The sequence below is a fragment of the Aquimarina sp. ERC-38 genome (assembly GCF_026222555.1).
GTDB lineage: Bacteria > Bacteroidota > Bacteroidia > Flavobacteriales > Flavobacteriaceae > Aquimarina.
On record NZ_CP098511.1, the window covers coordinates 812,923 to 834,869 of the forward strand.

Sequence of the window (21,947 nt, forward strand, 5' to 3'; positions counted from 1 at the left end):
ATATCCCAAATCAAATTCAGAACAAGTTATTTTTTCTTCGTTTCACTACAAAAATCCATTCAATTTAATGGTTTTTTTACTATTTGCTTATATCAAACTGAAATTTACAAGCACACCTTTTGTATCATTTTTCTTTAAAATCACTTCTAAAAAAACATCATTATGTCGTTAAAATACATTTTAATACGATAAAAAGCATAAAAATTTGGTAGATTGAAATATAGTCGTATCTTTACCATGTGTTAATAATAAAACGGTTTTTAATAAGCCCCCAAAATAAAAACCGGTAGTAAAAGTGAGTTTTAATTTTAGTAAGCCCTTAAATTAAGATGATTTGTGTGAAGTGAAAGAGTGCCGAAAGGCGCTCTTTCTTCTTTATACCTATAATTAGCAATAGATAAATAGCACGATTTAACATAAAAAAAAACTAAAAATACTTATCTCTTTATTAAAACTAGCTAATATCATTTAAAGTATACTTCAAAACCTTTTTAGATAGTATTAAATTTATAATCTACAGTATCTTTACTCCTTTTATAAATCTAATGAATATAAAAATGTTCCCGATTACTAAGTATTTTCAATTTCGTACTCATGTATTTGCCTTTATATTTTTAATAACGCTGACTACCAGTAATGCTCAGGATTTTGATAATTTTAAAGAGTTTTTTACTTTTCATCCTAATAAGAAAGCCGCAGCAGCCGATTCTACCTTGTACCCTTCTAAATTTATCACTGCTCCGGTTGTTAGTTTTTCTCCGGAAACCAGTTTAGGATTTGGGATTGGAGCAAAGTACTTATTTAAATTTAGAGGTAGTGGCAAAGAAACCCGAACTTCGAATATGCCAATTACGCTACAGTATACCTTGAATAATCAATTTATACTTTTTTCCGGTTTTGAAATTTTTACCAATCAGGAAAAATGGGTAATTACCGGTAATGTTACCGTTCAGAATTATCCTCGTTTATATTATGGTATTGGGAGAGATACTTCAGAAGATTTTGAAGAAGAATATAACTATTTTCAGGCTCTAGTAGAACCCATTTTATTAAAGCAAGCCTTTACCCGGTATTTATTTTTAGGAGGAGGTTTACGTTACAATCACATCTTTAACGTAGAAGTTGAAGAAGAAGGGCAACTAGCAGCTACCATGCCCGAAGGTTTTGACGGCTCCACCTCAGTCGGAGTTGAGTTAGCCGCCTTATATGATAACCGTAATAACATTTTAAATGCAAAACAAGGATGGTACCTGGAACTTACTCACGGTTTTTACGGAAAAGTACTGGGAGGTACTAATGAATTTCAACTTACCCGGTTTGATCTACGCCATTATATATCGCCGTTTAAAAAGAATAATGATGTCATAGGTTTTCAATTTAAAGGACACTTTTCTCATAAAGATGTACCTTTTTCTGAACTAGGGTTGCTAGGAAGTAGCGAAATATTAAGAGGCTATCGCGAAGGAAGGTACGTAGAGCGTAATCTATTGGCCGGACAAGTAGAATATCGGAAACATTTTAAAAACACCCGTTGGGGAATGGTGGCATTTGCCGGAGCCGGAGATGTATATGGAAACCTGAATGAATTCAAAATCAACAACCTTAGACCAAACTTTGGAGTAGGTGTTCGGTTTTTATTAGACAAAGTAGAAAACTTAAATATACGGGTGGATTGGGGTTTCGGAGATGCTTCAAACAATGTATATCTAAATATAGCCGAAGCTTTTTAACGTAAGTTTTTTCTTTCAATTTAAAGTTTAAATAACTTTAAAAATGTTAAAAAGCATATTTTATACGATAAAATGCACAAAATATTTGGTGGATTTAATTTAAGTCGTATCTTTACCATGTGTTAATAAAGAAACAGTTTTTCATTAACCCCAAAATGAAAAACTTTTAGTAAAAGTAAGTTTTAATTTTAGTAAGCCCTTAAATTAAGATGATTTGTGTGAAGTGAAAGAGTGCCGAAAGGCGCTCTTTTTTCATTTTGCATAATTGATCTGGTAGCACTTTAAATAGTAGTTTCTAAATTTATTTTAAAAAAATCTTCTTTTTTTAAAGCAGTTGATTTTAATTTACAGCTATAATAATAAATTTGGTTCAAAATAAGTGTAGTAAGGAAAATCAATAACATTTACTGAACAGCATGATACTTATATAAAAGTTTGATAAAAAAGGGGTTTTGTACTAGTGTAAGCAACTATATATGAAATATATAAATGATTCAAATATTCAGTAACCGGGAAATTTCAATTGTATTTTGGTTTCTAATTTTCCTTTTGTTTGTATAGACCAAAAAAAGTGTTCGAAATTCTTCTGCACATCTAGTGAAAACTTTCTTTCATGAAAAGATAATTGATATTGTATTTCTAATGACAATTTACGTTGGTTTAATCATTCTTGGATTGATAATAATTGGGTTCTGGGAAATTTCAATGTTAAAGGATTCGCTATTATGGATAGCTTTTGCGGGATTTCCTCTTTTAATGAAGACCAATAATATAAACTCTGAGCAAGGCTTTTTAAATTTAATTATGAGAGATAGTCTAAAAGGAATTGTGATAATCGAATTTATTGCCAACTTATATACATTTTCTTTAATTACTGAATTAATCTTGATTCTTATTATGACATTCGTTGGAGCCGCAACAATAACTACTAAAGGCAAACCTGAGTATAAATCAGTGGAAAAACTATTTAGTGGAATCACTTCTATTTTTGGTGTAATAGTACTTACACATACTATTTATAAAATCACTCAAGGCTTTGGAAATTTTGCTAGTTTAATGACAGTAAAAAGTTTTTTATTACCTATTATTTTAACTTTCGCATTTGTTCCCCTTTTATATTGTGTAGCATTATGGTCCTTCTATGAGATTACGTTTATTAGAATGAATCGCAGATTGAAAAAGAAAAAGCAAAAACGATATTTAAAAAAAAGAATGTTCACGAATTTTTGGTTAAATCGTGGAAAGCTCAGGCGATTTCAGAGTGAAATGGGATTCGAACCAATTATGAGTAATAAGGACATTGATAATGTTATATTTAAGTTTATGAAAGAGAAATAGTACAGTTGCTAACATTATATATGAAATTAGAGCAAAGTTTAGTGTCAAATTAAAAGGTCATTTTCTTTTTGCCATGGCACTAGATTTTTATAAATTAAATAAGAAATAAAAATGCGCGGATAAATCGATTAGTTTAGGCTTTCTTGTTTTGCTCTAATTCATATATTTAGTGTTACTAATTAGGGTCTGCTGAGAAACTGTTTATCTATTGTTTTATAAGGCATTATAGTTATATTTAGGCAATCAAGTGCAAGGTTATTATGACAAAACATTCAAAAAAGCGTGCACCTACTCCCAAATATGTAAGTCAAAACCAGTTGGTTTTAGAAGGTTTTGAGAGTCCTTTTGAGAGAGAATTGAACCCTGCTAACCGTTGGGTTCGTTTGGCTAAGCTACTTCCTTGGGATGAACTGTGTTCCATTTATCGCAAACATTTTCCGGAAAAATCGACAGGCCGTCCTGATTTAAGCCCAAGGGTTGTCTTAGGGTCAATCATCATCAAACATTTATGCAATTTAGATGATAGGGAGACGGTTGACCAGATTTCTGAGAACATCTATATGCAGTATTTTTTAGGCTATTCTTCATTTAGTGATGCACCTGCGTTCGACCCTTCTCTTTTCGTAGAGTTCCGCAAGCGTCTTGGCCTGGAACAGATTAATGCTATTAACCAGCGAATTTTACAAATAAAACGAGAAGCAGAACAAATTAGAGAAAAAGGATCAAATGATGCAAGGGATGATGGTGAAGACCCACCTCACAAAGGGACTTTGATCGTTGATGCAACAGTTTGTCCACAAGATATAGCATATCCTACGGATCTAAATTTGCTCAATGATGCGCGCGAGAAATCCGAATCATTGTTGGATATTGCCTATAAACTTTCCCCTTTAGAGACTAAACCGAGGAACTACAGGGAAAAAGCAAGGAAAGAATATCTAAAGACAGCGCAAAAGAAAAGAAAAACACATAAAGAGATACGGTCTGCTATAGGGAAGCAATTAAAGTATCTCCATAGGAATATACGTTCCATCGAAGGTATTTTGGATACCCTTGACCGGATCCCTTTCGATAGGCAAGAGTATAAATATTGGCTGGTCATCCAGGAACTCTACAGGCAACAAAAGTTGATGTACGATACTAAGACCAAAAGTGTAGACCATAGGATTGTGAGCATTCACCAACCCCATGTTCGTCCCATAGTGCGTGGGAAAACAAATGCAAAAGTGGAGTTTGGTGCCAAGATAAACATGGCACTGGTAGATGGTTTTTCATTTTTGGATGATACTAGTTGGGAAGCCTACAATGAGGGTACCAGATTGAAAGATTGTGTGGAGAAGTACCGAAAGCGGTTTGGTCATTATCCAAAGAACGTTTTGGTTGACAAAATATATGGTACCCGAGAGAACCGTAAGTACCTAAAAGAAAAAGGGATCAATCTCAGGGCCAAACCCCTTGGAAGGCCCTCCAAAAAGGCTTTGTCAAATCAAGTAAGCCCTGGGGAACGTAATCCAATTGAAGGAAAGTTTGGTCAAGCAAAGACAGCATATGGTTTAAACCGTATAAGGGCAAGGCTTGAAAATACCAGTGAGTCTTGGATTGCAAGTATCATATTAGTGCTCAACTTAGTCCATTTGGCTGAGGTGGCACTCTATTGGATAAAAGCAATCTTATTCAGTGAAAACTTTATTCAAAACCAAACCAATTCGATCATAAACTTGAAAATCAATGAAGGCTGAGTTTTTCAGCAGACCCTAATTACATAAGAAATATTATGCATAAAGATCAGGAAAGTAGAAAAGATGACATTGACCTATACAACGCTTTAATCAAAGGAATAGAAAGCGGAGTATCAAATGAAACCGTTGATAGTATATGGGATCAAGCATTACAGTTGAACAATAAAGGGAATTAATTAACCTTACCCATAAAAGCTTCTATTAGTCAAAAATTCAAAGATAGAAGATACCCCCTTCAAAACAGAAAACCTCAAAAGCAAAACCTAAAACAAGTAATATTTTTCGTACCTTATAATTTATAAATCAAATTTAATATGCTAAAATGCATATTTTATACGATAAAATACACAAAATGTTTGGTGGATTCAATTTTAGTTGTATCTTTACCATGTGTTAATAAAGAAAGAGTTTTTATCAAACCCCAAGATAAAAATTTTAGTAAAAGTGAGTTTTAATTTTAGTAAGCCCTTAAATTAAGATGATTTGTGTGAAGTGAAAGAGTGCCGAAAGGCGCTCTTTTTCATTTATTACTTTTATGCTGTAATAAGCTCCCAGTGTTCCCAAACCTTTTTTATATACAGAACAAAAAAAGCCACCGCAACAATAAACTCGATAAAAGTTCCGGCTAAAAAACCTAAAACCGAACCTTTAGCTGCACGTAGTGCTTGTTTAGAATTGGATGAATTTGTCATCTCACCTAAAAATGCCCCGGCAAACAAACCAATAAAAATTCCGAATGGAATAGGTATAAAAAATCCTACAATTAATCCCACCGTCGCACCGATAATTCCATATTTAGACCCTCCGTACTTTTTTGCACCTATGGCTGGTATAATATAATCCAGTATAAAAACAAATATAGAGATAGCCAATGTAATCCCTAAAAAAACCCAATTCATAGGAATAATAGAAGTCAAATGTAAGAGTAATAATCCGACCCAACACGTAAATAGCCCTGGTAATACCGGTAAAAAACTACCTATAATGCCAATAATACACAATATAAACCCAATACCAATTAATGCAATGTCCATGCTACTATTTTATTTCTAAATTATCAGAAGTAAAGAAACTAATTAACTTTGGTAAAGATGATACGTTTTAAACTTCTTTCTATCTTCATTAAAAATTAGTAGGTTTGGTTATAAGTAAATGTACCATGTATTCTCGGATTGTAGTATTACTATACGTTATTTGTCTTTATAGTTGTAACCAGTTTCAACTGGTTAAAGAAGATAAAAAGGAAGAAGTTCTTAAAGAAGAATGGGATAAAATAACTAAGGAATCCGTAGAAGAACCTCCGTTATTTGCAGTATGCACTATGGTGTCCGAAGAAAAACAGGATTCTTGTTTTGCCGCACAAATTCATAGTCATATTCAGCAAAAGATAAAAAAAGACAAACTTTATTTTACTAAAAATAGAATGGACACTTTATGGATTACCTTGCTTATTAATAAAGATGCCCGTATTACTTATAAGGATTTTGAACTCCCCCCCTACTTAAAAAAGCATTACCCTGAATTTAAAAAAAGGTTGAAAGAAGGTATTTACACGCTACCTAAATTACTCCCGGCTACTAAAAGAGGAGTTCCTACCAATATAAAATATAGGCTTCCCGTTCTTATCCCTGTGGAATGATGTATCTTTAATCCAAACTTGGTAACAGACAAAATTTGCAAACCGAAAAAATTATTTTAGGCATTGATCCGGGTACGACTATCATGGGATTTGGTATGATCCAGGTGGTTAAAAATAAAATGCAATTTATGCAATTGCATGAATTGCAATTAAAAAAATATGACGATCATTACTTAAAATTAAAGTTGATCTTTGAACGTACCATTGAATTAATTGACACCTACCATCCGGATGAAATTGCCATTGAAGCCCCGTTTTTCGGTAAAAATGTACAATCTATGCTTAAATTAGGTAGGGCGCAGGGAGTTGCGATGGCTGCCGGACTTAGTCGGCAAATACCTATTACCGAATATTCTCCTAAAAAAATTAAAATGTCAATTACGGGTAATGGTAATGCCAGTAAAGAGCAGGTGGCTAAAATGCTACAAAGCCTTTTACATCTAAAAAGGCTTCCAAAAAATTTGGATTCTACAGATGGCCTTGCCGCGGCAGTTTGCCATTTTTATAATATGGGTCGGGCGGATGTCGTAGGTAAAAGTTATACCGGTTGGTCTGCATTTGTTACCCAAAACGAGAAGCGGGTAACTAAACGAATTCAACCTAAAAAGTAATACATTTATTTACTAAGAATTTGGTTAGATGCCTGTACCAACACCCTTTATTAAACAAAAAGAATTCGGAATTTATATCCATATCCCTTTTTGTAAACAAGCTTGCCACTACTGCGATTTTCACTTTTCGACTACCTTAAAACATAAAAGCCAACTAATAGTTGCCTTATGCAAAGAAATCATCCTTAGAAAAGAAGAAGTAGCTCCTAAAAGTGTTGTCGAAACGATTTACTTTGGAGGAGGAACACCCAGTGTACTCGAAATAGCCGAATTAGAAGAAATTTTACATACAATTTATAAGCACTATAAAGTTTTGCCAGAAGCAGAAATTACACTGGAAGCTAATCCGGATGATTTGGCTACAGATCGCTTTACATCTTTTAAAGCTATAGGGATTAATCGATTGAGTATCGGCATTCAGTCTTTTTTTGATCAAGATTTAAAGTTGATGAACCGGGCGCATAACGCTCAGGAAGCACGCTCTTGTTTACAAAATGCAAAAAAACATTTTGATAACATTTCTATAGACCTGATTTACGGCATCCCCGGTATGGACAGTAACCGATGGAAAGAAAATCTGCATCTGGCACTCTCTTTAAACATTCCCCATATTTCAAGTTATGCCCTGACGGTAGAACCCAATACAGCACTATCTACTTTTATTAAAAAAGGAATTATTGCCCCGGTTGAAGATGAACTGGCACAAGAACACTTTGAAATCCTGGTAGCAACTATGGAAACCGAAGGGTATACCTATTACGAATTCTCTAATTTTGGGAAACCTGGGTATTTTAGTAGAAATAATACCGCTTATTGGCAAGGTAAACCTTATCTGGGCATTGGGCCTTCGGCACATTCGTATGATGGGCATATCCGTAGTTGGAACATTAATAACAATAATACCTACATAAAATCTTTAGACGAAAACACAATCCCCCGGGAATCAGAAAGATTAAGCAATACGGATAAGTATAATGAATATATTATGACCGGATTACGGACGATCTGGGGTGTTTCTTTGGATAAAGTAGAGAAAGATTTTGGAGAAAAATATAAAACCTATCTCTTACAACAAGCCGAAGAACATCTTCAAAATCATTTGTTATTTCTTGACGGAGATACTTTATCCGTAACCAAAAAAGGAAAATTCTTAAGTGATGGGATTGCCAGTGATTTGTTTTTAATTAACCTAAAAGAATAGTAGTATCTAAAAGCAACGCTTTTGCAGTTCTGACATCATACTAAAAACTACTATGATGAAGATAATTCCTGCCTTTTATATGTTAGTGACTTCCCTTTGTGCCACCTTGTGTTGTCCTGAAGAAGATGATAATAATTATGCTTTTGGTTTTGAAGAATTTGTCAACAATGATATTATTGAAATTAATAACAGTAAAAAGAAATATAAAGTAGGAGATACTATTTTTGTTAATGTAACAATAAAAAATAGGCAAGTAAATAATCTAGGAGACCAAATTTTTCTTTCTGATTATTCCGCAGGAGGAGAGTCCCCTTCATTATTTCAATACCAGTTAACATTATTAAAAGAAAATGCTTTTAACACTATCTCCCAAATTCCTATTTTATCTGAAGATATTGTAATTAAAGAGGGTTCTGTAGAATCTTTTGGGAAAGATGGAATTTCACAATTAATAATTCAAAGTTCTTACAACGGAGAAAGTTTTAGCAGTACATTTGGTTTAATTTTAAAAGGACCCGGAAACTTCTATATTGCAGATGCCTTCCGAAAGGATGGAACCGTAGAATTATCGGGAAGGGATTTTATAGACTTCTCTCCTAATATTCGATCTGTTATTATAAATGCCGATGCTGAGGGTAGATTTGCGTTTACTGTTATGCCTTAATTAACCTTTAGAATTTTTTAAAACCTAAACCTTCTTTGTAAAGAAAACGCGAAAATCTTTACATACCCTTCTCCTTATATAAAGAAAATACAAAAATCTTTACATAACAACTTTCTTATGTAAAGAAAACGCGAAAATCTTTACATACCCTTCTCCTTATATAAAGAAAATACAAAAATCTTTACATAACAACTTTCTTATGTAAAGAAAACGCGAAAATCTTTACATAACAACACACCTTTGTAAAGAAAATTTGATTTTCTTTACATAACAAATCCAAAAAATGGAACCTGTTACTCCTTGGGAACTTACTTTTCTTCCTATTCAGGAAGACCTGGAAACTAAAAAGGTGCTTAAAAAGTTACCGGGTGTTCATGCCGCCCTGGCAGAATTAAAAGGTTTTGCCGCTTCTATACCTAATCAATCCATTTTAATAAATACATTAGGCTTACAGGAAGCTAAAGACAGTTCGGCTATAGAAAATATTATTACCACTCACGATGATTTATACAAATCAGAATTGCAATTTAACCAGATTGAATCTCTGGAAACCAAAGAAGTTCAGAACTATAAAAAAGCGCTGCAAGTTGGCTTTGACCTGATTAAAAAAAACGGGTTATTAACTAATGCTACTATTTTAAAAATACAGGAAGCCCTTGAAAATAATAATGCGGGGTACAGAAAATTACCGGGTACCACCTTAAAAAATCAAAAAACAAAAGAAGTTATCTATACGCCACCTCAAGATAAAAACAAAATTGTTGCCTTAATGGATAATCTACAAGAATTCGTTAATAATAATGACTTGTCCGACTTAGATCCTATTGTTAAGATGGCGGTTATCCATTTTCAGTTTGAAAGTATTCATCCCTTTTATGATGGTAACGGGAGAACAGGTCGGATTATCAATATTTTATACCTCATTACCCAACAACTTTTAAACCTACCAATACTATATTTAAGTAATTTTATTATCAAACATAAGTTGGATTATTATTCCTTGTTACAAGAGGTAAGAGAAACTAATCACTGGGAAAACTGGTTGCTTTTTATGCTAGAAGGGGTAGAAGAAACGGCTAAAGATACCGTTCGCTTAATCACTGATATGAAGCAATTAATGGCAAGCTCAAAAAAACAATTGCGTGACAATTATAAATTTTACAGTCAGGATTTATTAAATAATTTATACCGACATCCTTATACCAAAATAGATTTTATAGCCGAAGATCTCAAAGTTTCCCGGTTAACTGCGGCAAATTATCTCAATACACTAGCAAAAGACGGTGTTTTGATCAAACAAAAAGTAGGGACTGCAAATTACTATATCAATCAACCCTTATTTAATTTGCTAACCCAAAGATGATCACTACGTTTCAACATAAAAATAAAAAATATACGGTAGATCTCAATCAACCTCTGGATATATCTATACCTGTGAAAGCCACCGAAGAAAGTGTAAACGCTTGGTATATCTTGCCCCCGGAGATCAAACCCGTCCGCGATCAGGATTGGGTTGCCAAAGTATCAGAAGGAGCAGCCGTAAACTTTAATAACATTCATTTTAACCCTCATTCACACGGTACACATACCGAAAGTCTGGGGCATATTACCCCTACTTTTTATGATATAAATCAGACCTTAACAACCTATCATTTTATAGCACAATTAATAACTATAAGTCCTGTAAAAGACCAGGAGGATTTTATAATTACTGAAGAAATTCTTACCCAACATATTAAAGAAATTCCGGATGCCCTAATTATCCGAACGCTTCCCAATCCTATTCAAAAAAAGTCAAAAAACCATTCGCATACCAATTGGCCCTATCTTACCCAAGCAGCAGCCCGGTGGATTTGTAAGCAAAATATAAAACACCTGTTGATCGACCTTCCATCTGTAGATAAAGAAAAGGACGACGGAAAACTGGAGGCGCATAAAGCTTTTTGGGGATTTCCGGATCAATTACGTAAACAAGCTACGATTACGGAGTTGATTTATGTAGAAGATACCATTCCGGATGGGATTTATTTACTTAACTTACAAGTAGCTCCCATTCAGAATGACGCGGCACCCAGTCGCCCACTTTTATATAAAATTTTGGATACCTTATGAAAAAAATAATACAATTAGAAGAAATAGCCATGATGTTATTAGGTATTTATGCCTTTACCTTTCTTTCTTATCCCTGGTGGTTGTTTGTCTTATTATTTTTAGCCCCGGATATAGGAATGATTGGATATCTGATTAACCCAAAAATCGGGGCCGGGGTATACAATCTTTTTCATCATAAAGGGATAGCCGTACTTTTATTCGTATCTGGTGTTTTTTTTTCGATAGAATTTTTACAACTTGCAGGCTGTATCCTTTTTGCACACGCTTCCTTTGACCGGATAGTGGGGTACGGACTTAAATACCAAGATAGTTTTCATCATACCCATCTTGGTACCATTGGTAATAAAAAATAAATGGAATTACTATTTACAGGATTAGCTATAGGGGCTGTTATCACCTTTTTTGTGTTTAACCGGTTTAACCGTGCTCATAAAAAAGCCCAAATTGAAAAGCAATCCGTTGTATTGATAGAAAAGATGCGAAATGTTTGTAAACTAATTGCCGTAGAAGGGGACTTTGCTGAAATCTATCATTATAAAAGTGTACAGGATAAATTTATCAAACTTTTAATTGGTCAAAAAAAAGCATTAATCTTAATTGATGCTAAAGCCCATGTAGGTTTTGACCTGACCCAGATTAAAATTGATAGTGATACGGAAAGTAAGAAAATAATTTTAACCCATTTCCCACAACCCAAATTACTTTCTATAGAAACAGATTTTAAATATTACGACAAGCGTGAAGGTTGGTTAAACCCCTTTACCTCTTCTGACCTTACGGAGATCAACCGGGAAGCTAAACAACATATCATCGATAAAGTCCCGGATAGCGGCCTTCTGGAATCCGCAAAAACCGAAGCTTTAAATGCTATTCAGATTATGGAAACCCTGGCAAGTTCTATCGGATGGACCTTAGATTATAATGCCTTAAAGCAAGTAGAAGTAAAAACACCTAAAAAACTGGAAGCCTAATTAATAGCTATGAACATCGAAGAATTCAGAACCTATTGCCTTTCAAAAAAAGGAGTGACCGAAGAATTTCCTTTTGACGAAGTAACCCTGGTTTTTAAGGTAATGAATAAAATGTTTGCTTTATCAAAATTAGACCGTATACCTTTTCAATGTAATTTAAAATGTGATCCTGATCGTGCTTTGGCTTTACGCGAAGAATTTACAGACATTCAACCGGGCTATCATATGAGTAAAAAACACTGGAACACTATTGTAGTATCTCCTGCCCTTCCCCATAAATTACTACCGGATTTAATAGATCACTCTTACCAGCTAGTCGTTGATAAACTAACCAAAACTCAAAAAGAAACCCTTAAAAAGCTATAAGCATTCTCAACACTTTGAATACACCACAATCCTTTTACCAACAACGATTAGAAAATTTTCGCAAAAAACTAAAAGAAGTTACCCGAACCTTACGAATTTCCAGTTTTATCCGCTTATGCTGGTTTTTTCTAGTTGCATTTAGCATCTACTTTTTTTATCCTTCCGTCCAGTATATTTTAATCAGTGTAGGCGTGGGTATTGCCGGGTTTTTATTCTTAATAACCAGACATAATCAAATTAATTACCAGAAAAAGAAAACATCCGCCCTGGTTAAAATTAATGAAAGAGAGTTAAACGTACTTGACGGAAATGTAGATCAACTACCTTCCGGAGAAGAATACGTAGACCCCATACATGCCTACAGTCATGATATTGATTTGTTCGGTAAATGTTCTTTTTTTCAATATCTTAACCGGACTAATACTCCGGAAAGTAAAGATATACTGGCTTTTTTACTATCCGAAAATAAGACGGATCATATTGCTATAAAACAGGAGGCTATTAAAGAACTATCCGAAAAAAAAGAATGGCGCCAGGACTATAGCGCTACCGCCTCCCTATTAAAAGCCGAAATTAAAGTACAAACCGTATTAACCTGGCTACAAAATTATAGAAGTTTTTTACCCGGTTGGATTGGGAAGTTTACGCTTGCTTTTTCAATCGCTTCCCTTCTTGTGATTACAGCTTGTATCCTTGAATTAATTAGCATGTCTTTTCTAACTATTTGGTTTTTTATAGGCTTAGGCAACACCGGAATTTATTTAAAAAAAATCACCGTAGTCTATAATCATGCGGGCAAAGCCAAAGAACTTTTTAATCAATATTACCAGTTAGTAGAAAGTATTGAGCAAACTACTTTTAAAAGCGAATTACTTAAAGAAAAACAAACCCAACTTCTCAACAAGACTGTAAAAGCATCCCAAACCCTAAAACGCTTTTTTAAAATTCTGGATGCGCTTGATCAGCGAAATAATATGATTTACGGAATCTTTGGAAACGCATTTCTGCTTTGGGATATCAAGCAGGTCAGTCATATAGAAAAATGGATAGCCTTACATAAAAATGATGTAGAAATATGGTTTGAATGCGTAAACTTTATTGACGCTTATAATAGTTTAGGAAATTTCGCTTTCAATCATCCAACATTTGTTTTTCCTAAAATTACAAACAACTCCGAAGTAATAAACGCGCAAGATTTAGGACATCCGTTACTATCTCCGGTGAAGAGGGTAGATAATAATATCATCATAAAAAACAAAGAATTTTTTATTATTACCGGGGCAAATATGGCAGGTAAAAGTACCTTTTTAAGAACAGTAGCCTTACAGATTGTGATGTCAAATGTGGGTTTACCTGTTTGCGCTACTTCCTGCACCTATAGCCCTACCAAGTTGATTACTAGTATGCGGACTTCGGATTCGTTAAGCGATGATAGTTCTTATTTCTTTTCAGAACTTACCCAATTAAAACATATCGTGGATGTATTAGAAAAGGATAATTACTTTATTATTCTTGACGAAATTTTAAAAGGGACTAATAGTAAAGACAAGGCGGAAGGCTCTAAAAAATTTGTAGAAAAACTGGTAAGAACCCAGGCTACCGGCATTATTGCCACGCATGATTTAAGCCTATGTAAAATCGCAGAAGAAATACCCGTGGTCAAAAACAAATATTTTGATGCCCAGATCATCAATGACGAATTGTATTTTGACTATAAATTTAAAGAAGGTATTTGTCAAAATATGAACGCCTCTTTTTTACTCTCAAAAATGGGAATTGTATAACGAAGTTGACACAGGAAAAACGGAAATACTTTTCGTTTATAATTAAAAGATGCCAATAAAACGAACTAAACCTTATACAACTAAAGTGTTCTTATTTGACAAAACTAACAATATCATGGTAATCAAACAAATCCCCAATTTTAAGAATCTGCTGACTTTGCGTATCTATTAATACCGATGTAGGGGTTGAAATTACCTGGTATGCTTCAAAAATGGGTGCTCCGGCATCAAGGATGGTAAAATTATACTGGTTATCAGATAGCATTTTTTTATTGTCCGTAACAGAAGATTCAGTTTGTAATACTAATACTGCTACTTCTTCCGGGTTTTGAGAATCAAATTGGTTGATATAAGGGTAAAACTCTTTACAGGTATCACACAAAGCCGAAGAGAAAATAAGTAAAATCTTGGGTTTTTTAATATCTTCCAGAGATACGGCTTTATTATTTTGATCATATAATACAAAATCCTGAGCAGTCGCTCCTACTTTAGGTTGTATCTCGTTGAGTTCTTTAACGAATTGTTCTTGTTTTGATAAGGGTGTAGCATTAGATCTTTCTTCTATTTTGTCTTTAAGGTAAATAAAATTAGCATTTAATTTTTGAACCTGAATTGCATTAAAAATACTCAATCCTAAAGCCACTACAAGCAGAAGAATAACAATAAGAATAGTACGGTTTGAATTCATCACCATAAATTAGTAAAAAAGGCTGCCGGAAAAGTACTCTTACTTTATATACCATTTTGAATTGAAGTGTTAAATAATATCAATTACTATTACTTGAAATTCAAAATGACCTACATTCAAGTTATAAATGCAACAGTTTGGGTTTTGTTGATAAAAGTTGCGTATACCTCATTGGGTGTTTTATACCCGAACCTTTTCCTAGGCCTATTGTTTAAAATGTTTTCTACTTTCTCTACCGCTTCCTTAGTTATCTCTGCAAAGCTACTACCTTTTGGGAAATACTGCCTTATCAGCCCGTTGAGGTTTTCATTGGCACCCCTTTGCCAGCTATGGTAGGGTTTTGCAAAGTAGAAATCAATGTCAAGCTCCTCTGCTATTTCCTGATGGTTTGCAAACTCCTTCCCGTTGTCACTGGTAATAGTTTTAATAAAGGGCTTCCAATCTTCCAGTAGTTCTTCCGTTTTCACCTGGACTTCCCGGGCTGATTTGTTTTCTATATGTCCCATCCTTAGCATCCCTGTAGCCCTATCGTTTATAGTGACAAGGGCACCTCTATGGTCTTTACCTATCACCAGGTCAATCTCAAGGTCACCTATCCTTTCTTTTTTGTCTACTACCCGGGGGCGTTCTGTTATGTCCCTTCTATTAGGGATGCACCCCCTACCTGCTTGCTTACCGCCTCTTTTCTGGTACTTCCTTCCCTTATTACGCAAACAAAGGTATGTTCTCCCGCCTGCTTTCTTATCCTGCCATATAAACTGGTAAATACGTTCATGCGATACACAAGGGGTCCCCTCTAGCATAGCCCTTCCTTTGATCTGTTCCGGGCTAAGGTGGTCTTGAAGCCCATCACAAACAAGCTTCTCCATGGAAGGGGTAAAAACCTTATGCTTTGTTTTATCCTTATGGCGTTTTTGGGCTTTTCTTTGGGCTAGCTCAGCATTGTACTTCCCACTTCGGTGATCAGCATTGCGTCCTACTTCCCTATATATAGTAGAGCGATCCCGACCCAACTGTTCTGCTATTTCCTTTTTAGGGGTTTTAAGTTCTAAAAGCGCTGATATTTTGTACCTTTCCTCCAGCGTTAAATGTTCCATATTCTTTAAGTTTTCCAACCCAAAGGTATGAGATTTTTCGCCGCCCCCACCATAGTTTTAGCCCTAGGGCTAAAACTATGGTGGGGGCTTTTTATCAACAGATAAACTGTTGCATTTATGTGTTGAATCTAAGTGACGATAATAAAGACTTTCCTACAACAGCCTTTTTTGACCTGTTAGTTAAAATTTAATTTCTTACTATAACCTGGATAGTTGATTCTTTTTGGTTTCCATTAGCATCTTGAGCTACTAATTTAAACGTATGATTTCCTGTATTTAATCCGGTAGTTTCCTTTCTGGAACCATTCCCCCATTCATAAGGTGCTACCCTTTCCGTTCTAATAAACTTACCATCAATGTAAAGGCTAACTTGCTGAATATTTCCAGAAGTTTTGGCTTTAATATAAAAGTTAGTATATCCTCTGTTCAAAGTAGTATTTCCGGAAGGATTGGCAAAAGAGATGGTTCCGTTAAAGTTATTACTTCCGTTAGCAGTTTTTACCGTAAAGGTTCGGGTGATGGTTCTTACCGCTCCTTTATTATCTTTAGCTTCTACCTTTAAAATATGCGAACCTTTAGATAAACCTAAAGTCTCAGAAGCATTAGCTCCTTCTCCCCATCGGTAAGGCGCATTTTTTTGTACTCTTATCAGCTTATTGTCCATATATAATTTTACTTCGGTAACGGATCCGTCACTATCCGAAGCATTAACGGACACTACCATTTTAGTATATCCCTCTTTAAAAGTAGCATTGTTAAAAGGTGTGATAAAGGAAACTGACGGAATTTTATTATTCCCATTGTTACCGTTTCCACCTAAATTCCATTTTGGTCCTTTTCTAGAGTTACATTTAATCCCGGTACCCACTACTCCCGGGCATAACACTTCATCGGCATGTTTCTGTCCGTTTGCAAAAATTGTTTTATCTCTGTGAGCAGGTTCATGTCCGCATTGTACGGTATTATAAAAGACTTTTTTACCATTTCCATTCAGAGCTTTTTGCATTTCCTGCTTCATAGCTTCACAGATACTGCGAACCGTTCTATTACCTACTTTTACCTCTCCGATACCATGATCGTAGGTACTTCTACAATAACATTTACCATTTACCGAAAAACTATCTGCCCAACCCTTATTGGTTATCTTATCAGCTAAGGGGTTACTGGCTTTATTATCAGAGACATCAGTAGTAGTCTGGCCATCTGAAAATTCTTCTACGGAGCAACTGGTTAAAATAAATCCGCTAATGACTAAAAGAAGGAAGACCTTCTTTAAAATTTGGTGAGATTTCATAATTATGATTTGTGTTTATTCTAATAAATTAACGTCTAAACTACGAAAATAGTACTAAACACCTTTATTTTATAAAAATTATTTATTTTTAAGCTAAAATAACCCCTAATCAATACGAATCTTTCCCTTAAAAAAATTTGGATATAAAATGACTGTATTTAAGTGTTACTCTCTTTTTTCTATACTACATCATTTCTTAATTAACTGTAAAAAAATCAGCTATCATTTTTGTAAAAATGATAGCTGATTGTTAAAAATTATAGCTAAATAAATATAAAATGAAATAGAAGATTTAATCCCTAATTTTGACTTTAGAAACCCCATTTTCTGTAGTAATACTTATAGAAGAATTACCTTTAGAATTTTCTATGATCTCAAGTGCTTTTTGTTTATTGATCTTCTTTCTTTTGTAGTAAAACGTAGTATTTTTTTCTTCCATTCTACTAATCATTGATTGATGATCACTTGCCATTCCGGATGCATGTCTTATTGCATGCATTGCTTTTGCTTTATGGTGTCTTGCTTCTATGGCCGCTTTCATAGCTTGCTTTCTAGCTTTTTGAGCAGCTTTTCTAGCATGCTTAGCTGCTTCTAACGCTGCTTCTCTGGCACGCATTCCTTCTTCTTTAGCCTCCATAGCATGTCTTCTTGCTTCTTGTGCCATTTCCATTGCATGCCTTCGCGTTTCTACCGCAGCTTCTCTTGAATGTATTCCCGCCTCCCGTGATGCTTCCATAGCACTTCTTGTAATTTCTTCTAGTTGCTCATCAGAAATAAGTTTTTGCTCATGTAAACGTTCCAAATTTTCTCCAATCTTTTCCATGGCTCTTTCTAAACTTCTTTCTATTTTATCATAGTCTACGCTACCCATTGCATTTTCAACAATTTCGTCCAGGTTGTCCGGTATGGCATCTATATCGCCTATGATCTGTATATCATCAATTTCAGGTGGCGTAGGAGGTTCCGGTAATTCTATATGCTCAACGCCGATAGATTCAGGAGCTTCCGGGGGTTCAGGTAAATTCATAGCTTCATTTTCCGCAACCTTAGGCGGTACCGGTGGAGGTGTAGAAACTACGGGAGGTGATGGCAAAGAAACAGCTAAGTTATCATCAAAATTAACGTTGTCTATCCCAACTATTAAGGTTGAAGGGGCTTTGGTTTTTTTCTTTTGTTCTTCAGACATGGCATAATAAATACCCTTCATTTCTTCCACTTCTTCAAAACCTAAAGTCGTATTTCGGTTTTTCTTGGACTTTTTACTATACTTTTTGATCCATTTATGGTAGGTTTTAAAATCTTTTGGTGATACACCGTCTTGAAGCGGAATTTCTTTAATACTAGTTGCGCTAGCCTTAATTGCTTCAATACCTTCAGGAGGTATGACTTTTACGATTTCTTTTGCCTTCAAGCTTTCGGTAAAAAATAAAAAGCACAGAACCAACATAGGGATCATGGCTAAAAGTCGTAAAACTGTTCGTTTTTTAGAAAAATGAGTGGTCATCATTTGTAATCTTTTTTTAGTTAATGAATAATTAAGGGAATTGGACAAAGCAACCTGATAAGAATGCTCCGGATAGGTTACTAATAAGTCTATATAGCTTTTCAGCGAAAATTGATGTTTTAAAACACTTTGGTCAGCCAGAAATTCATGGTTTAACTTCATAGATTTTCTAAAGAATAGAAGAAAAGGATTGAACCAAAAAACAACCTGTAGAATTTCTAATAAAAGGATGTCCCAGGTGTGTCTTTGAACTACGTGTGTTTTTTCATGAAACCAGACTTCATCCGGAATTTGTTGCTTATAAAAATCTTTGTCCCATACGAAAATATAAGACAAAAATGTAAATGGAACCGTAGGCTTTGCTAGTAAAACATTAGTGTGTCCAACATCCTTTTGTCTCTTATGATTTTTTATTTTCTTTCTTATACCAATCAGTGACCCAACAAACCTGCTTCCGAAGATTAAAACTCCAATCCAATATATATACCATACGTACTTTATCATTGAAAAATCAGTACTTTTACTTACCAGTTCCGTATTTTCCTCCGGTATTGACTGCATTTGACCTACGTTACTTTCTACTAAGGGTAATTGCTTGATAACAGGGGTTGCCTGTATATAAATAGTTTTAGGATAGGTAATAGATACGGTAGGCAGGTAAAAAGAAAGTAGCAAACTCCCCAATAAGTAATACCTTTTAAACTGATGAAATTTTAGGTTTTCAAGGAATAATTTGTAACATCCCCAGAGTACTCCTAAACACAATATGCTTTTGATTACGTACATTACTTTTTCTTTTTTTCTATGGCGGAATCAACGATTTTTTTTAACTCTTGTAGTTCATCTTCAGAAAGATCGGTTTCAGTAGTAAAAAAAGAGGCAAATTGTGAAGCAGAATTATTAAAAAAGTTTTTAATCAGTCCGTTTACATGTTTTGAAAAATAATCGGATTTTTTTACCATAGGATAATATTCCCTTGATTTTCCAAAAGTAGTATAACCTACAAAACCCTTATCGCTCATTCTTTTTAGTAGCGTAGCAATAGTAGTGGTTGCCGGTTTAGGTTCGTCATAAGCATCCAGAAGGTCTTTCATAAAAGCTTTTTCCTTTTTCCAAAGGAGTTTCATTAATTTTTCTTCCGTTTTAGATAATTGCATTTGCTCTACATTCTTAGAATTAACTCTACAAATGTAGAATTAAAAATGGAATAAACAAATTAATCCCCTATTTTTATTTTGTGAAGTTTACTTTTTAGGTAATGGACAAATAGTTAATTAGATATACCAATTAAAGGTAACACTCTATTTTTTAGGGTACTAAATAATTAGATTAACTATCAGTGTCCGGTAATATTACATAAAATTCATAAAGCATACTAAAATAAGGTGATCCCAAACTTTATAGTATTCGAAGGCTAAATTTTTTTACTTTTTAAAAGCAATTTGTTTTTTAACGTGAATAATCTTATTAAATCGATTTTCAACATTATGATACTTAGTCTTGATTCTTGGTTCTAGAAGCGATAGCGATCTTGATTCTTTAACAGATAACAATCAACCTATCCCCCTACTTCCTGATACAAAGCCGTAAAATACTGATAGAAATAAGGAATGGTTTCTATACCTTTTAAATAGTTCCAAACCCCAAAATGTTCATTAGGTGAATGAATCGCATCACTATTAAGGCCAAATCCCATTAATATGGTTTTACTTTCTAATTCTTTTTCAAAAAGAGCAACGATTGGAATACTTCCCCCGCTTCGTTGCGGAACGGGTTCTTTACCAAATGTGGTCTGATATGCTTTATGCGCTGCCTGATACCCAATATGATCTAATGGAGTAACGTACCCTTGCCCACCATGATGTGGAGTTACTTTTACCTTAACCGCATCGGGAGCTATGTTTTTAAAATGTTCTGTAAATAACTTGGTAATTTCTTTCCAGTCCTGATTAGGAACCAGGCGCATCGATATTTTTGCATACGCCTTGCTTGGGATTACCGTTTTGGCACCCTCACCCGTATATCCACCCCAGATACCGTTTACGTCTAAGGTAGGCCTAATAGCATTACGCTCATTGGTTGTATAGCCTTTCTCTCCGTAAACTACATTAATCTGCAAGGCTTCCTTATATTTTTGTAGGTCAAAAGGTGCCTTTGCCATAACAGATCGTTCTTCTTCTGACAGTACTATGACCTTATCGTAAAATCCGGGTATGGTAATGCTATTATTCTCATCATGAAGGGATGCAATCATTTTAGTTAAAATATTAATAGGATTGGCAACAGCTCCCCCGTACAACCCACTGTGTAAATCCCGGTTAGGACCAGTAACTTCTACTTCTACATAACTTAAACCGCGCAACCCGGTGGTGATGGACGGAATATCTTTGGCAATCATTCCGGTATCGCTGATCAAAATCACATCATTTGCCAGCTTTTTTTTATTTGCTTTTACAAACGTGTCCAGGTTAGAGCTCCCTACTTCTTCTTCACCCTCAATCATAAATTTTATGTTGCAGGGTAGTTGATTCGTTTCAACCATAAATTCAAATGCCTTTACGTGCATGTAGAGTTGCCCTTTATCATCGCAAGCACCTCGAGCGTATATAGCACCATCAGGGTGTTTCTCCGTATTTTTAATAATCGGTTCAAAAGGAGGATGATCCCATAAATCCAAAGGATCCGGAGGTTGCACATCATAATGTCCGTATATCAATACGGTAGGTAAATGAGGTGCTACTATCTTTTCACCATAAACAATCGGATGACCTTTAGTAGAATGAATTTCGACCAAATCGCAACCTGCTTTTTGCAATGATTGTTCTACCGCCCCAGCCATGCTAATCAAATCTTGATGATATGCTTTATCAGCACTGATAGAAGGAACTTTTAGTAATTCAAAAAGTTCTTTTATAAAACGATCTTTATGTAAATCTATATACGAATCAACACTTTTCATATTTAAACGCTTAAGCTGGTAAAATAGTAAAGTTTTACAGTAAATAATTTGATTTAATACTAAAAAATAGGTTTGGAGATAAAGTGAATTCCTTTAGCATGATAGTTAGTACTTTACTAATAAAGTAGTTGATGCCATTTATAGTAGTTGTAAAAAACAAATTTTAAGGTAAACCTTATGATTCGATATTACTTAATTTAAATTTTTTGTTATAATTTTAATAATTGTCTCCCTTACTTACATAATTTTT

Annotated in this window: 21 protein-coding genes; 14 read left to right on the forward strand and 7 right to left on the reverse strand. The window is 34.4% G+C overall.

Features of this window, described 5'->3' with window-relative positions; genetic code table 11:
• The first annotated feature begins 557 nt into the window (after positions 1 to 557).
• The 4 genes from NBT05_RS03525 to NBT05_RS03540 all read left to right on the forward strand — a co-directional run bounded on the left by NBT05_RS03525 (position 558) and on the right by NBT05_RS03540 (position 4,983).
• The gene (locus NBT05_RS03525) at positions 558 to 1,730 is read left to right on the forward strand and encodes a BamA/TamA family outer membrane protein (RefSeq protein ID WP_265772065.1); all 1,173 of its coding nucleotides are present in this window, start codon (positions 558 to 560) and stop codon (positions 1,728 to 1,730) included.
• 642 nt (positions 1,731 to 2,372) lie between these two features.
• Positions 2,373 to 3,068 carry a hypothetical protein gene (locus tag NBT05_RS03530; protein ID WP_265772066.1) on the forward strand — a complete coding sequence of 232 codons (696 nt, stop codon included), beginning with the start codon at positions 2,373 to 2,375 and terminating at the stop codon, positions 3,066 to 3,068.
• Between the two features lie 260 nt (positions 3,069 to 3,328).
• Positions 3,329 to 4,807: an IS5 family transposase gene (locus NBT05_RS03535; protein ID WP_265772067.1), complete on the forward strand. Its 1,479-nt coding sequence runs from the start codon at positions 3,329 to 3,331 to the stop codon at positions 4,805 to 4,807.
• 35 nt (positions 4,808 to 4,842) lie between these two features.
• On the forward strand, positions 4,843 to 4,983 hold the full coding sequence (locus NBT05_RS03540; protein WP_265772068.1) for a hypothetical protein: 141 nt from the start codon (positions 4,843 to 4,845) through the stop codon (positions 4,981 to 4,983).
• A gap of 357 nt (positions 4,984 to 5,340) precedes the next feature.
• On the opposite strand, the gene NBT05_RS03545 is transcribed toward NBT05_RS03540, so the two are convergent.
• Positions 5,341 to 5,841, reverse strand: a complete 501-nt coding sequence (locus NBT05_RS03545; protein ID WP_265772069.1) for a DUF456 domain-containing protein — start codon at positions 5,839 to 5,841, stop codon at positions 5,341 to 5,343.
• A 125-nt stretch (positions 5,842 to 5,966) separates the two neighbouring features.
• Between NBT05_RS03545 and NBT05_RS03550 the strand changes: the two genes are divergently transcribed.
• From NBT05_RS03550 to NBT05_RS03595, 10 genes are all read left to right on the forward strand, one after another.
• On the forward strand, positions 5,967 to 6,446 hold the full coding sequence (locus tag NBT05_RS03550; protein ID WP_265772070.1) for a hypothetical protein: 480 nt from the start codon (positions 5,967 to 5,969) through the stop codon (positions 6,444 to 6,446).
• A gap of 35 nt (positions 6,447 to 6,481) precedes the next feature.
• Positions 6,482 to 7,057 (forward strand): crossover junction endodeoxyribonuclease RuvC, encoded by a 576-nt coding sequence (gene ruvC / locus NBT05_RS03555; protein WP_265772071.1) that lies wholly within the window; start codon positions 6,482 to 6,484, stop codon positions 7,055 to 7,057.
• A gap of 28 nt (positions 7,058 to 7,085) precedes the next feature.
• Entirely contained in the window at positions 7,086 to 8,258 is a 1,173-nt protein-coding gene (gene hemW / locus NBT05_RS03560; protein WP_265772072.1) for a radical SAM family heme chaperone HemW, read from the forward strand.
• 52 nt (positions 8,259 to 8,310) lie between these two features.
• Positions 8,311 to 8,922: a hypothetical protein gene (locus tag NBT05_RS03565; RefSeq protein WP_265772073.1), complete on the forward strand. Its 612-nt coding sequence runs from the start codon at positions 8,311 to 8,313 to the stop codon at positions 8,920 to 8,922.
• Between the two features lie 283 nt (positions 8,923 to 9,205).
• The gene (locus tag NBT05_RS03570; RefSeq protein WP_265772074.1) at positions 9,206 to 10,285 is read left to right on the forward strand and encodes a Fic family protein; all 1,080 of its coding nucleotides are present in this window, start codon (positions 9,206 to 9,208) and stop codon (positions 10,283 to 10,285) included.
• Positions 10,282 to 11,034, forward strand: a complete 753-nt coding sequence (locus NBT05_RS03575) for a cyclase family protein (RefSeq protein WP_265772075.1) — start codon at positions 10,282 to 10,284, stop codon at positions 11,032 to 11,034. The genes NBT05_RS03570 and NBT05_RS03575 overlap by 4 nt, the downstream gene beginning before the upstream one ends.
• Complete coding sequence (locus NBT05_RS03580) at positions 11,031 to 11,387, forward strand: DUF4260 domain-containing protein (protein ID WP_265772076.1); 357 nt, start codon at positions 11,031 to 11,033, stop codon at positions 11,385 to 11,387. The genes NBT05_RS03575 and NBT05_RS03580 overlap by 4 nt, the downstream gene beginning before the upstream one ends.
• On the forward strand, positions 11,388 to 12,005 hold the full coding sequence (locus NBT05_RS03585) for a DUF4230 domain-containing protein (protein WP_265772077.1): 618 nt from the start codon (positions 11,388 to 11,390) through the stop codon (positions 12,003 to 12,005).
• 9 nt (positions 12,006 to 12,014) lie between these two features.
• Positions 12,015 to 12,371 (forward strand): MmcQ/YjbR family DNA-binding protein, encoded by a 357-nt coding sequence (locus NBT05_RS03590; RefSeq protein ID WP_265772078.1) that lies wholly within the window; start codon positions 12,015 to 12,017, stop codon positions 12,369 to 12,371.
• A gap of 14 nt (positions 12,372 to 12,385) precedes the next feature.
• Positions 12,386 to 14,155 carry a MutS-related protein gene (locus NBT05_RS03595; protein ID WP_265772079.1) on the forward strand — a complete coding sequence of 590 codons (1,770 nt, stop codon included), beginning with the start codon at positions 12,386 to 12,388 and terminating at the stop codon, positions 14,153 to 14,155.
• Positions 14,156 to 14,246: 91 nt separating this feature from the next.
• Here the strand turns inward: NBT05_RS03595 and NBT05_RS03600 are convergent, their stop codons facing one another.
• From NBT05_RS03600 to NBT05_RS03625, 6 genes are all read right to left on the reverse strand, one after another.
• Positions 14,247 to 14,843 (reverse strand): TlpA family protein disulfide reductase, encoded by a 597-nt coding sequence (locus NBT05_RS03600; RefSeq protein ID WP_265772080.1) that lies wholly within the window; start codon positions 14,841 to 14,843, stop codon positions 14,247 to 14,249.
• 116 nt (positions 14,844 to 14,959) lie between these two features.
• A complete protein-coding gene (locus NBT05_RS03605; RefSeq protein ID WP_265770627.1) occupies positions 14,960 to 15,940 on the reverse strand; it encodes an IS30 family transposase in 981 nt (326 codons plus the stop codon).
• A 187-nt stretch (positions 15,941 to 16,127) separates the two neighbouring features.
• On the reverse strand, positions 16,128 to 17,234 hold the full coding sequence (locus NBT05_RS03610; protein ID WP_265772081.1) for an Ig-like domain-containing protein: 1,107 nt from the start codon (positions 17,232 to 17,234) through the stop codon (positions 16,128 to 16,130).
• A 292-nt stretch (positions 17,235 to 17,526) separates the two neighbouring features.
• A complete protein-coding gene (locus tag NBT05_RS03615) occupies positions 17,527 to 19,524 on the reverse strand; it encodes a M56 family metallopeptidase (protein WP_265772082.1) in 1,998 nt (665 codons plus the stop codon).
• Positions 19,524 to 19,895: a BlaI/MecI/CopY family transcriptional regulator gene (locus NBT05_RS03620; protein ID WP_265772083.1), complete on the reverse strand. Its 372-nt coding sequence runs from the start codon at positions 19,893 to 19,895 to the stop codon at positions 19,524 to 19,526. The genes NBT05_RS03615 and NBT05_RS03620 overlap by 1 nt, the downstream gene beginning before the upstream one ends.
• Before the next feature lie 401 nt (positions 19,896 to 20,296).
• The gene (locus NBT05_RS03625; protein WP_265772084.1) at positions 20,297 to 21,697 is read right to left on the reverse strand and encodes a dipeptidase; all 1,401 of its coding nucleotides are present in this window, start codon (positions 21,695 to 21,697) and stop codon (positions 20,297 to 20,299) included.
• Between the last annotated feature and the right edge of the window lie 250 nt (positions 21,698 to 21,947).